We start from the raw sequence: 12,243 nt of genomic DNA on the forward strand, positions 1-12,243 counted from the left end.
CCTCACCTTCCCAAATACACTTCGATCACCCGCTCGTTCGACGAGACCTGATCGATGGTCCCCTCCGCCAGCACCGTGCCTTCATGCAGGCAGGTCACCTTGACGCCGAGTTCGCGCACGAAGGTCATGTCGTGCTCGACGACCATGACCGTCTTCTCCTTGTTGATTTCCTTGAGCAGCTCCGCGGTCTGGTGCGTCTCGACGTCGGTCATGCCGGCGACCGGCTCGTCGACCAAAAGCAGTTTTGGATCCTGCGCCAGCAGCATGCCGATTTCGAGCCACTGCTTTTGGCCGTGCGACAGGCTTCCGGCGAGCCGGCTGCGGGCATCCGTGAGCCGAATGGTTTCCAGCACGCGGTCGATCCGCTCGGCCTCGGCCTTGTTGCCACGCCAGAACAGCGTGCCCTTCACGCTGTGATCGACGTTCAGCGCCAGCAGCAAATTGTCCTCGATGGTCTGGCTCTCGAACACCGTCGGCTTCTGGAATTTGCGGCCGATGCCGAGTTCGGCGATGCGGGTTTCGTCAAGCCGCGTCAGGTCGGTGATGCCGTCGAACAGCACCGTGCCTTCGTCCGGCTTGGTCTTGCCGGTGATGATGTCCATCATCGTGGTCTTGCCGGCGCCGTTCGGGCCGATGACGGCGCGCATCTCGCCGGGCTCGAGCGTCAGCGACAGATTGTTGATGGCGTGAAAGCCGTCGAATGAGACATGCACGCCGTCGAGATAGAGCAGCGCGGAAGTGGTCCTTCCCTCCATGACACTCATGCGCTCACTCCGCCGGGTTCGGTTCGCCGACGCCGTCTTCACGCGCAGCGCTTTCGGCATTGGCCTTTTCCGTTGCTTTCCGGGACTCCCGCCATGCGGAGAAGGTGCCGACGATGCCCTTCGGCAGCAGCAGCGTCACCAGGATGAACAGCGCGCCCAGCATGAACAGCCAGTACGGCGCCAGCGGGCCCGACGTAAAGAAGGTCTTGGCATAGTTGACGACGACGGCGCCGAGCGCCGCGCCCACCAGCGTGCCGCGGCCGCCGACCGCGACCCAGATCACCGCCTCGATCGAATTGCCCGGCGCGAATTCGCTCGGGTTGATGATGCCGACCTGCGGCACGTAGAGCGCACCGGCGACGCCGGCCATGCAGGCCGACAGCGTGAACACGAACAGCTTGTAGGACTCGACGCGGTAGCCGAGGAAGCGCGTGCGGGATTCGGCATCGCGGATCGCGATCAAGACCTTGCCGAGCTTTGAGGTCACGACCGCCCGGCAGATCAGGAAAGTCAGGATCAGCGTCAGGCAACTTAATGCAAACAACGCCGCGCGGGTGCCGTCGGCCTGCACGTTGAAGCCAAGAATGTCCTTGAAGTCGGTCAGGCCGTTATTGCCGCCGAAGCCGAAATCGTTGCGGAAGAATGCGAGCAGCAACGCATAGGTCATCGCCTGCGTGATGATCGAGAGATAGACGCCGGTGACACGCGAGCGGAACGCCAGCCAGCCGAAGCAGAACGCGAGCAGCCCCGGGACCAGCAGAACCATCAGCGCCGCGAACCAGAACATGTCGAACCCGTACCAGTACCACGGCAGGCTTGGATAGTTCAGGAATACCATGAAATCGGGCAGGATCGGATTGCCGTAGACGCCGCGGCTGCCGATCTGGCGCATCAGGTACATGCCCATCGCGTAGCCGCCGAGCGCGAAGAACGCGCCATGGCCGAGCGAGAGAATGCCGCAATAGCCCCAGATCAGGTCGATCGAAAGCGCGAGAATGGCGTAGCAGGCGTATTTGCCGAACAGCGCGACCAGATAGGTCGGCACCTGCAGCGTCGAGCCCGCCGGCAGCAGCAGGTTGGAGAGCGGGATCAGCACGCCGAGGCCCGCGACCACCAGGATGAAGATGGATGCGCTACGGTCCAGCGAACGCGTCAGGACATGCGGCGTCATGCTTCCACCGCCCGGCCCTTGAGCGCGAACAGGCCGCGCGGCCGTTTCTGGATGAACAGGATGATCAGCACCAGAATGGCGATCTTGCCGAGCACGGCGCCGGCTACCGGCTCCAGGAACTTGTTGGCGATACCGAGCGTGAAGGCGCCGACCAGCGTGCCCCAGAGATTGCCGACGCCGCCGAACACGACGACCATGAAGGAATCGATGATGTAACTCTGGCCGAGGTTGGGGCTGACATTGTCGATCTGCGACAGCGCCACGCCGGCGATCCCGGCGATGCCCGAGCCGAGGCCGAAGGTCAGCGCGTCAACGCGCGAAGTCGCGATGCCCATCGAGGCCGCCATGCGGCGATTCTGCGTCACCGCGCGCATCTCGAGCCCAAGGGCCGTATAGCGCAGCATGGCGAGCAGGATGACGAACACGGCGAGCGTGAAGCAGAGGATCCAGAGCCGGTTATAGGTGATGGTGATCTGCCCGACTTCAAACGCGCCGCTCATCCAGGAGGGATTGCCGACTTCGCGGTTGGTGGGACCGAACATCGTGCGCACGGCCTGCTGCAGCACCAGCGACAGGCCCCAGGTCGCGAGCAGCGTTTCCAGCGGGCGGCCATAGAGGAAACGGATGATGCCGCGCTCGATCAAGACGCCGATCGCGCCGGCCACCAGAAACGCCAGCGGCACCGCGATCAGCAGCGAGTAATCGAACAGGCCGGGATAGCGGGTGCGGATCACCTCCTGCACCACGAAGGTGGTGTAGGCCCCGAGCATCACCATCTCGCCATGGGCCATGTTGATGACGCCCATGACGCCGAAGGTGATGGCCAGCCCAATCGCCGCGAGCAGCAGCACCGAGCCGAGCGACAGGCCGTACCAGGCATTCTGCACCATCGACCACGTTGCAAGATTGCTCTGGATCGAGGCGATCGCACTGGTCACGGCGCGCGCGACATTGGGCGGCAGTTCGTTGCCCAATCCGGTCAACAACGCCATCGCTTCCTGGTCGCCCTTGGCCTTGACGATGGCGACGGCTTCGAGCTTCTCGACCTCAGTCGCATCGGCCTTGTAGAGCAGGATGGCGGCGCGGGCTTCGGTGAAGGCGGCCTTGACCGCCTTGTTGGTTTCCTTCGCAAGCGCGCCGTCGATCACGGGGAGCGCGCTCTCCTCATGGCTCTTGAAGACCGACTGCGCGGCCGCGATGCGTTTGGCGGGATCGGGCGACAGCAGCGTCAGGCTGCCAACGGCTGCCTCCACGGCGCGGCGCAGGCGGTTGTTGAGGCGGACTGCAGCCGCACTATCGGGCAGCTTGTCGACGGCGGCACCGGTAGCGGCATCGATGATCTTGCCGTCGCTCCCCGTCACGAAAACCTTCTTGGTGTCAGGATCGGCCGATAGCCTTCCTTCCTGCAGCGCGCTGATGATGGGAAACGCCAGCGGATTGCCCGAAGCCGCAACCGCGCCGATCGCTTCGTCAGTGTCGGAAAAGTCGTCATTGGCGAATTTGGCGACCGCGTCCTCGAACGGACCCGCCAGCGCCGGCACGGCGAAGGCTGTCGTCAAAAGGATTGCGAGCAAAACCGCGCGAAGACGGTCGAGGAAATTGGCAGACACAATACAACCCCGGCAGGAGTAGTGGGGAGAAGGCGGCGGCATCGCCGCCTTCTCCGGTCTCTTGGAAGTACCTGGATAGTTTTCTTGGAAGTCTTCTTGTTTCAAGTCACGCGGTGATCAGGAGCGGTGATCAGGAGCCCTGACCGCCGCACTTGTTGGTCTTGGTGTTGTAGTTACCGCACTTCTTGCCGACCCAGTCGCCGATCAGGTCCTTGGAGCCTTCGAGCTCCTTCGACCATGCATCGCCGGCCACCAGGCCCGGGGTCTTCCACACCACGTCGAACTGGCCGTTGGCTTTGATTTCGCCAATGAACACCGGCTTGGTGATGTGATGGTTCGGCAGCATCTTGGAGGTGCCGCCGGTCAGGTTCTTGGCTTCGATGCCGGGCAGCGCGTCGATTACCTTGTCCGGATCGGTCGACTTCACCTTCTCGACCGCCTTGACCCACATTTCGAAGCCGATGACGTGCGCTTCCATCGGATCGTTGGTCACGCGCTTCGGATTCTTGGTGTAGGCCTGCCAGGCCTTGATGAACTTTTCGTTGGCCGGGTCCTTGATCGACTGGAAGTAGTTCCAGGCGGCGAGATGGCCGAGCAGCGGCTTGGTGTCGATGCCGGCGAGCTCTTCTTCACCGACCGAGAACGCGACAACTGGAATGTCGGTCGCCTTGATGCCCTGGTTGCCGAGCTCCTTGTAGAACGGAACGTTGGCGTCGCCGTTGATGGTGGAGACCACGGCCGTCTTCTTGCCGGCCGAGCCGAACTTCTTGATGTCGGCCACGATCGTCTGCCAATCACTATGACCGAACGGCGTGTAGTTGATCATGATGTCTTCCTGCTTGACGCCCTTCGACTTCAAGTAGGCTTCGAGGATCTTGTTGGTGGTGCGCGGATAGACGTAGTCGGTGCCGGCCAGCACCCAGCGCTTCACCTTCTCGTCCTTCATCAGGTAGTCGACGGCGGGGATCGCCTGCTGGTTCGGCGCCGCACCGGTGTAGAACACGTTGCGCTCGCTCTCCTCACCCTCGTACTGCACGGGGTAGAACAGGATCGAGTTCAGCTCCTTGAACACCGGGAGCACGGACTTGCGCGACACCGAGGTCCAGCAGCCGAACACGACCGAGACCTTGTCCTTGGTGATCAGCTCGCGCGCCTTTTCCGCAAACAGCGGCCAGTTCGAAGCGGGGTCGACGACGACAGCCTCAAGCTTCTTGCCGAGCACGCCGCCCTTTTTGTTCTGCTCATCGATCAGGAAGAGGACGGTGTCCTTCAGCGTGGTTTCGCTGATGGCCATGGTGCCGGAAAGCGAGTGCAGGACGCCGACCTTGATAGTCTCCTGCGCCTTGGCGTTGGAGAACGCAGCCAAGCCCAAAACCAGGCCGGCGGTGGCCGCCAGCCAGCGACGGCGGCTCACCGTCGCTATATCGTGAGTCAATTGAGTAAGCATGAGGTGTCATCTCCCTGACGCAGACGTTGAACGCTGCGAAACGGCCCCACGGCCGCCTGCATTAACGGAATCGCAAGAACCATGCCACGGTTTGGGAAGAGAGTAAGCCCATCTAATCGCTTGGGAATCCCGCGCGCGCGGAAATCGGCGGCGCCAGACCTGCCTATTTTTTGAACTGCGAAAATGTATGCTTTGGCGGCAAACTATCTAATTTTTGAGCAAATGTCGCAATTTGGCTAAATTTCTTGCACGATTTTTGATCGTTTTGGCTTCTAGCGGGCGTCGTTGTGCGGTCTGGCGAGCCTGTTTCCTTAACCGCGCAGACAACGTGCGCGGAATTCAGCTTGAAAGCGCAGCGCGGGTGCTCCATATGATGCGCGTGACCTAGAGAATCATCAGGTCCTTGCGAGCCGCGTGTTCTGATCCCGTTTTGCGGTTTCTGGCTTGCCCCCTTCAGCTAGCAAAACCGACGCCCCAAACACGCGGGTGTCTCAGACACACTCGCGCGCTCCTGGCAGACATCGCCGGGCGCCTGCCTTTTTTTTTTAATGGAAAGAACCACCTTTTGACCTCCTTTCAGGATTTCGGCCTTGCCGATCCCATCTCGCGTGCGCTCAAGGAAGAAAATTACCACACGCCCACGCCTATCCAGGCCCAGACCATCCCGATCGCATTGACCGGCCGTGACGTCGTCGGCATCGCCCAGACCGGCACCGGCAAGACCGCAGCCTTTGCGCTGCCGATCCTGCACCGCATTCTGGAGAACCGCATCCGGCCGCAGCCGAAGAGCTGCCGCGTGCTGGTGCTCTCGCCCACCCGCGAATTGTCGGGCCAGATCCTCGACAGCTTCAACGCCTATGGCCGCCACATCCGCCTGAGCTCGGCGCTGGCGATCGGCGGCGTGCCGATGGGCCGTCAGGTCCGCTCGGTCATGCAGGGCGTCGAAGTGATGGTAGCGACCCCCGGCCGTCTGCTCGATCTCGTCCAGAGCAACGGGCTGAAGCTCGGCCAGGTCGAGTTCCTCGTGCTCGACGAAGCCGACCGCATGCTCGACATGGGCTTCATCAACGACATCCGCAAAGTCGTCGCCAAGCTGCCGATCAAGCGTCAGACGCTGTTCTTCTCGGCCACCATGCCGAAGGACATCGCGGAACTCGCCGAATCCATGCTGCGCGACCCCGCCCGCGTGGCGGTGACGCCGGTGGCAGCAACCGCCGACCGGATCACCCAGCGCATCATCCAGGTCGATTTCTCGGCCAAACCGGCCGTGCTGGCGCAGCTTCTGAAGCAGGAACCGGTCGACCGCGCGCTGGTGTTTACTCGCACCAAGCATGGCGCGGACAAGGTGGTGAAGGTACTGGCCAAAGCCGGCATCAACGCCAACGCCATCCACGGCAACAAGTCGCAGAACCATCGCGAGCGCGTGCTGGCGGCGTTCCGCACCGGCGAGATCCGCACCCTGGTTGCCACCGACATTGCCGCCCGCGGCATCGACGTCGACGGCATCAGCCATGTCGTGAACTACGACCTGCCCAACGTGCCGGAAACCTACGTCCACCGCATCGGCCGCACCGCCCGCGCCGGTGCCGAGGGCATCGCGATCTCGCTGATCGCGGGCGCGGAGGAAATGGGCTATCTGCGCGACATCGAGCGGTTGATTCGCATTGCACTGCCGCGGGAAGACCGCCGCACGCCGGGCAGCCGGGACGCCGCGCCGGCAGCCTCGCAGCAGCCCGCCCAGCACCGGGGCGGACGGTCGGCGCCGCGCGCCCACACGGTCCGTTCCAATGACGGCGTACAGGCTTCAAAAGGCCCTCGCCGACGCCGCCGCGGTGGTGGTAATAATGCGCCGCCGCAGCCGAACCGGCACGAACAGCCGCGCCCGGCGCAGCAGGCCGGCAAGAGCCAAGGCGGGAAAAGTGAGGGTATGCAGGGCGTCGCCTTCTTGCATCGCGAGAGCCGTCCGAATACTCAACCCAACCGTACCCACCGACCGCAGCGCTAAGCCTCGATCGACCTGGAGACCATCATGGCTAAAGAAGAGCTGATCCAGTTCGAAGGACTGGTGACCGAAATCCTCCCCGACGCGCGCTACCGCGTGCAGCTTGACGCCGGACACGAGATTGTTGCCTACACCGCCGGCAAGATGAAGAAGAACCGGATCAAGACGCTGGCAGGCGATCGGGTCACGATCGAAATGTCGCCCTATGATCTGGAGAAGGGACGCCTGATCTTCCGTCACAAGGACGAGCGTCCCAGTACCGGAGCCCCGCGTAGTGGGCCGCCGCGCGGCGGCCAGTTCCGCCGCCGGTAACGCGCCCGCAAACGCCTCCCAAAATCGTGCCCGATACGCCATATCGTGCGCGAGCGAGGGCGGCTGGCCGGCCGAATCAAAAAATCGTGCACGTCAGGATTGTTTTGAACCCTACTATCGAATAATATTGGGCATCGATTTTCGGCCGGACGACATTAGCTATCCACCGGTACAGCCGGTTTAGACGCTGACGACCCTTCCAAAAATTCGATCTCACCAGCCCGTCGCGAGGCGGACTACGACTTGTATATCTGAGAAGGGACTACCCCCGTGAGCATGGGAACCGTGAAGTGGTTTAACGCAACCAAGGGCTATGGCTTCATCCAGCCGGATGACGGCGGCAATGACGTGTTCGTGCACATCAGCGCTGTCGAGCGTGCCGGCCTCGGAACGTTGCGTGAAGGCCAGAAGATCTCCTACGAAATCGTGGCAGATCGCCGCTCTGGCAAATCTTCGGCCGACAATCTGCGCGCCGCCGGATAAGGGATTTCCTCCGGCCTCGGCCGAGAAATCCCGTTCGAAATATAAAAAGGCCGCGCTGATGCGCGGCCTTTTTTATTTGGTCGATGCGAGCGATCTGGCGATCGACGGAGAAAGCGCAGGCGTGGCGGCTTCACGAAGCCAGCCCAAGCCTTCACAGACCCAAAGTAGTAAAGAGATCGTAACCGACGACTCCTGAAATCGATCACATCCGAGATCAGCCTGTTTTTCGGCAATCAAATTAAGGGGCACTTAGGGGGGCTGCGGCTACGATCACGCACTTTGGATAGCCAGGGGGGCGTTCTCGTGCCATTCCGTCTTCAGCAGTATGTTGCCCGTTTCTGCCGCGATCGACGCGGCAACGTCGCCATCATTTTTACGATCGCGGCGATCCCCCTGATATCGGCCATTGGCTGTGCGGTGGATTACTCGATGGCGACCAGGATGAAGGCAAAACTGCAATCCGCGGCAGACGCCGCGGGCATCGCCGCGCTTTCACAGAAGTCGCCGGGCTTTCTCGCGGCTTCGGTCATGACAGGCAACGGCTCGGTCACCGCCGGCGTTACCGATGCCAACAATGTCTTTGACGCCAACATGAGCGGGATCACCGGCTACCAAAATCTGGTTCGCACCAGCACCGTTACGAAGACCGGAATCAAGCTGGATGCCAAAGTCGAGTTCACTGCCGATGTACCGGTAACCTTCATGAAAGTGGTCGGGTTTCAGAAGCTGACGGTAACGGGCTTTTCCAGCTCGGCCGCCTCGCTGCCGCCGTATCTCGATTTTTATCTGACGCTGGACGTCTCGGGGTCGATGGGCCTGGCGTCGACGCAGGCCGAGCAGACGCGGCTTGCCCAAGTCAACCCGGATAACTATCGCCAATATCCCACCGGCTGCGCCTTCGCCTGCCATTTTGCGCCGCAGAACAGCGCCTGCACCAATAGCGGGACCCAGGGATACCCAACGAACAACTACTGCTTGGGCTATAAAATCTCGCGCGTGAGCCAAAGCGGATACACAAGTCTCCTCATGACAAACAACACTTATCCCAAACAGCAGCAACTGCCGACCGGCATCGCTTCAGGCCTGCCGAACTCGCTGTATGCCCCCAAGAACCCCGGGCCGAAGTCAGACCTGACTGGGGGGGGCCTGACCGCGGTTTCAAACTGCCCGACCGCTGGCACCGACGACTGCATCCAGTTGCGCCTCGACGCGGTCGGCTACGCCTTGACCGAGTTGTTCAAAACTGCGAACGCCGAGAAGAAGGTTCCCGACCAGTTCAAGATCGGTCTCTACCCGTTCATTCGGTATCTCTACGCTTATTTTCCGCTGACCAAAGACATCAACGGCCTTCCCACCACCCCCGGCACCATCAACTACGCGGCCGCAAACCTTGCCACGCTGCTTGACACAAATGTGAATGCAAACCTTGGCTCCGGCGGCACGCATATCAGTGCCGCGCTTACTTCGGTCAATAGCCTCATCTCCGGCGGCAGCGGCCAGGTCGGCGACGGTAGCACGCCGACCACCCCGCAGCCTTTCGTCTTCCTCGTCACCGACGGCGCACAAAACAACCAGGTGAAAGGCGTTCCCAACGGCTCCTGGTCGGGCAGCAACCACGCCACCACGATTGATCTCCAGAACACCCTGACGACCGTTCCCTCCTGCCAAGCCCTCAAGGGCCGCGGCATCAAAGTTTCCGTGCTTTATATTCCCTATGAAAAGATCGATCCCGTGAATACGAGCTTTGCCGGCAACGAAGGCACCTATGCCAACAACAACATTCAGTACATTCCGGCCAGCCTGCGGAAATGCGCGTCGTCGTCTGATTTCTTCCGCACCGCGAACACGCCCCAAGAAATCAAGGATGCGCTGGACGCCATGTTCAAGCACGCGCTGCGGACCGCGCATATCACGCACTGACCTGGCAGAAGGGGCCGGCCATCAGCTCCTTAATGGGGCTGTTCGGCCGGCGAGGCCCGTCTTCAAAATCGGCCACGACGGCGGATGGCCTTGGTCCCATGCGGCCAGCGTTTTTTCTAGCGTTCTATCCCAGACGGCAAGGCGCCCGGAACGACCACGAGGAGATTGAGGTTTGTCCGTTCGGCGGCCAGGCAAACGATAGATGCAGAAATTCTGCATTGCTGGCGCGCACTTTAGATCCTGATCCGATCAGTCGGATGAGGATCCGATGTCTTTCTTTGAGTATGACCTCCGGGCAAACGCTCCCGAGGGAAAACGGGCTTCCCCACTTTCCTGGATCATGTACCAGCCGTTGAAGTCCCACGGTGGCGTGGGCAAAGGCGCCGCGTGTCGGTCAGTGGAGGGCTGGACGCATCCGCACTGAATTGCAACGCTGCCGCACGGGGCTGCTTTCGAATGCACGGATCAGCTCCCCTTGCCGAAGCCTGAACCAATTTAGCCTCACAAAACAGCGCCGATCCTCCTCCAAGAGAAGGTCACGGTGAACAGTGCAAGTTGCGACGGTTGTCCGAGACTACTGCCGTCACACCGGCGGCGGACATTCTTTGGGAAGGCTACCCGAGGGCGTCGGATATATAACGCAAAGCACCAGGCGCGGACGCGTGAACGCGGCATCCTTCACGGTGAGGCCAGTCTTCGCCAGCATATAACCGACGGCCGGCGTATATTTGTAGCTGACCTCGCTCCAGATCACGTATGTCCCCTTGGCCGCGGTGAGAGTTGACGGTAGCGGCACAACGTCACCCGGGTTATGAGGCGCCGTCGGCGCGATATCGACGTTGCCTGATGCATCGATCGTCAGCCCCTTGCTCCACTGAACCCGAGCAACGCCCGTCGTTTGATCGACGTAAACCTCCGTAATCGAGGATATCAACGGCGATGGCGGGTAAGGTGTCATGGTCGCCTTTGCCGCTTCACCAAAATTCTTGAGATCGACATCCGCCACACTCTTCATCTGAGACGTCAGATCGGAAAGCGTTCGCGCTGCAAGGATGGTCTTGCGATACGCAGAAATGGCCGCCGAAAGCTCGACCACTCCGAAGAACATCACCAGCATGATCGGAAAAATCATGGCAAACTCGACCGCCGCAAGACCGCTGCGATCATCCAACAAGCCGCGCACGCGAAGCGACATCTTCTGCATCGGGGACACCATCATCGCATCAGGGCTCTACATGAAAAGCGGCGGTCGCAGCGAGCAGCCGCTTGCTGCCGCTGAGATTTGCGAAGTTGAAGCCGAGTCCGGTGACGAACAGCGGCCATTGATAAAAGGCGCGAACGACGATGGTATTGGGAGAGCCCGATGGCGGCAGAGAATATGAGAAAGTTCCGCTCAGGCTTCCATTGACGATCGGATCGGTAATCGTGATCTTGGTGCCCGGGGTAAAGACCTTCACATCCACGGTAATGCTGGCCGGATTGCCGTAGCAGTTGAACAACACCTTGATGCGATTGCAGAGGTCCGTCTTGAACGCGGTTTCGTCCATGCCGCTGTCCTGGGCCTGACGCGTCATCATCAGCCGCGCGCTTTCCGCCGTTCCCTGTTCCAGAATCTGGCCTGCAAAAAACACAATCGCCGCCTCGACAATCGCAAACAGCACGGCGAAGAACAACGGCGCAACCAGCGCGAACTCGACGGCGGCCGAGCCCCGTCGGTTGCGGCGAAATCGGCGTAATACATTTCTAACAGAGACTGTTGCAGCAGCGGGTGACGACATCGAAAATCCCCAGACGGCAGCGATTATCCGCCTGCAAGAGCTACCTGAAAGTGATTGTGGAAGTGTTTCGTCGAATCGAGGCAGAGCGGCCCGGCCCGCTAACCGGACGTTAACTCTCTTCGAAACGGCCCTGTGCGGGCCGAGATCGATTCGCGGACAGGATAATGTGCCTGATACGCCGACTGCGGTTTCGGTTCTGATTCAATTAGAACCGAAGAGCTCAGTTCGCCGATTTGGTCCCGGCGCTGGCGGCTTGACCGCTGAGAGTACCGGCCTGGTCGATCGCCGATTTGAAGTAGGTCTCGCCGTCGCCCAGGGTAACCCGGCGCTGGCAGATCGGCATGCAGCTATAGGATTCGCGCTCGACGCCGCGGTAGACGGTGACGAGCTGATCGGTCGGGCCTTCGACCTGGATCTGGCGGTCGACCAGCACCTCGCCGTTGCGGTCCATGGCGATGAAATTGGTCGCACCGTAGCCCTTGCCGGTGACAACGACGATGCCGCCGCTCTGCAGGGTCACGTCCGCGATCAGCGGGTTTCCGACCACGATGGTGGAGACCTTGGCAGGAAGCTTCACGAGCTTTGCCTGATCGACATAGACGGCGATACGGTCGGGATCGGGCGAAGCCAGGCAGACGGCCGGCCACAGCAGGAATCCTGCGGCGAGGGAACGCAATCCAAAACGCGCGCGTGCGCGAATACGCTGAACCTTGAACGACATACTCTACCCCGGGGCATCAACAAGCCGGCAAAGGC

Annotated in this window: 11 protein-coding genes; 4 read left to right on the top strand and 7 right to left on the bottom strand. The window is 61.2% G+C overall.

Annotated elements, in window-relative coordinates:
• Window positions 1-2: 2 nt before the first annotated feature.
• The 4 genes from urtD to urtA form a co-directional block, all read right to left on the bottom strand.
• Window positions 3-764: an urea ABC transporter ATP-binding protein UrtD gene (gene urtD / locus GWE18_RS12000; RefSeq protein ID WP_275185947.1), complete on the bottom strand. Its 762-nt coding sequence runs from the start codon at window positions 762-764 to the stop codon at window positions 3-5.
• 4 nt (window positions 765-768) lie between these two features.
• Window positions 769-1,935 carry an urea ABC transporter permease subunit UrtC gene (urtC, locus tag GWE18_RS12005; protein ID WP_275185948.1) on the bottom strand — a complete coding sequence of 389 codons (1,167 nt, stop codon included), beginning with the start codon at window positions 1,933-1,935 and terminating at the stop codon, window positions 769-771.
• Window positions 1,932-3,545 carry an urea ABC transporter permease subunit UrtB gene (gene urtB, locus GWE18_RS12010; RefSeq protein ID WP_275185949.1) on the bottom strand — a complete coding sequence of 538 codons (1,614 nt, stop codon included), beginning with the start codon at window positions 3,543-3,545 and terminating at the stop codon, window positions 1,932-1,934. The genes urtC and urtB overlap by 4 nt, the downstream gene beginning before the upstream one ends.
• A 130-nt stretch (window positions 3,546-3,675) precedes the next feature.
• Window positions 3,676-4,992, bottom strand: coding sequence for an urea ABC transporter substrate-binding protein (urtA, locus tag GWE18_RS12015; protein ID WP_057853165.1), 1,317 nt, complete (start codon window positions 4,990-4,992; stop codon window positions 3,676-3,678).
• A gap of 565 nt (window positions 4,993-5,557) precedes the next feature.
• Here urtA and GWE18_RS12020 point away from each other — a divergent pair.
• From GWE18_RS12020 to GWE18_RS12035, 4 genes are all read left to right on the top strand, one after another.
• Window positions 5,558-6,997, top strand: a complete 1,440-nt coding sequence (locus GWE18_RS12020) for a DEAD/DEAH box helicase (RefSeq protein ID WP_275186008.1) — start codon at window positions 5,558-5,560, stop codon at window positions 6,995-6,997.
• Between the two features lie 24 nt (window positions 6,998-7,021).
• Window positions 7,022-7,306 (top strand): translation initiation factor IF-1, encoded by a 285-nt coding sequence (gene infA / locus GWE18_RS12025; protein WP_057853167.1) that lies wholly within the window; start codon window positions 7,022-7,024, stop codon window positions 7,304-7,306.
• Window positions 7,307-7,576: 270 nt separating this feature from the next.
• Window positions 7,577-7,789 carry a cold-shock protein gene (locus tag GWE18_RS12030; RefSeq protein WP_002714433.1) on the top strand — a complete coding sequence of 71 codons (213 nt, stop codon included), beginning with the start codon at window positions 7,577-7,579 and terminating at the stop codon, window positions 7,787-7,789.
• A gap of 303 nt (window positions 7,790-8,092) precedes the next feature.
• Window positions 8,093-9,709, top strand: coding sequence for a pilus assembly protein (locus GWE18_RS12035; protein WP_275185953.1), 1,617 nt, complete (start codon window positions 8,093-8,095; stop codon window positions 9,707-9,709).
• Window positions 9,710-10,292: 583 nt separating this feature from the next.
• Here GWE18_RS12035 and GWE18_RS12040 read toward each other — a convergent pair.
• The 3 genes from GWE18_RS12040 to GWE18_RS12050 form a co-directional block, all read right to left on the bottom strand.
• A complete protein-coding gene (locus tag GWE18_RS12040) occupies window positions 10,293-10,913 on the bottom strand; it encodes a TadE/TadG family type IV pilus assembly protein (protein WP_275185954.1) in 621 nt (206 codons plus the stop codon).
• 19 nt (window positions 10,914-10,932) lie between these two features.
• Window positions 10,933-11,487 carry a TadE/TadG family type IV pilus assembly protein gene (locus GWE18_RS12045; RefSeq protein WP_275185955.1) on the bottom strand — a complete coding sequence of 185 codons (555 nt, stop codon included), beginning with the start codon at window positions 11,485-11,487 and terminating at the stop codon, window positions 10,933-10,935.
• Window positions 11,488-11,707: 220 nt separating this feature from the next.
• A complete protein-coding gene (locus GWE18_RS12050; protein WP_275185956.1) occupies window positions 11,708-12,208 on the bottom strand; it encodes a pilus assembly protein N-terminal domain-containing protein in 501 nt (166 codons plus the stop codon).
• Between the last annotated feature and the right edge of the window lie 35 nt (window positions 12,209-12,243).

The sequence above is a fragment of the Bradyrhizobium sp. CSA112 genome (assembly GCF_029051645.1).
GTDB lineage: Bacteria > Pseudomonadota > Alphaproteobacteria > Rhizobiales > Xanthobacteraceae > Bradyrhizobium.

Bases quoted from the DNA above. Each gene is read 5' to 3' on its own strand.
- urtD (WP_275185947.1), bottom strand. From the start codon at position 764: ATGAGTGTCATGGAGGGAAGGACCACTTCCGCGCTGCTCTATCTCGAC.
- urtC (WP_275185948.1), bottom strand. From the start codon at position 1,935: ATGACGCCGCATGTCCTGACGCGTTCGCTGGACCGTAGCGCATCCATC.
- urtA (WP_057853165.1), bottom strand. From the start codon at position 4,992: ATGCTTACTCAATTGACTCACGATATAGCGACGGTGAGCCGCCGTCGC.
- infA (WP_057853167.1), top strand. From the start codon at position 7,022: ATGGCTAAAGAAGAGCTGATCCAGTTCGAAGGACTGGTGACCGAAATC.
- GWE18_RS12040 (WP_275185954.1), bottom strand. From the start codon at position 10,913: ATGCAGAAGATGTCGCTTCGCGTGCGCGGCTTGTTGGATGATCGCAGC.
- GWE18_RS12045 (WP_275185955.1), bottom strand. From the start codon at position 11,487: ATGTCGTCACCCGCTGCTGCAACAGTCTCTGTTAGAAATGTATTACGC.
- GWE18_RS12050 (WP_275185956.1), bottom strand. From the start codon at position 12,208: ATGTCGTTCAAGGTTCAGCGTATTCGCGCACGCGCGCGTTTTGGATTG.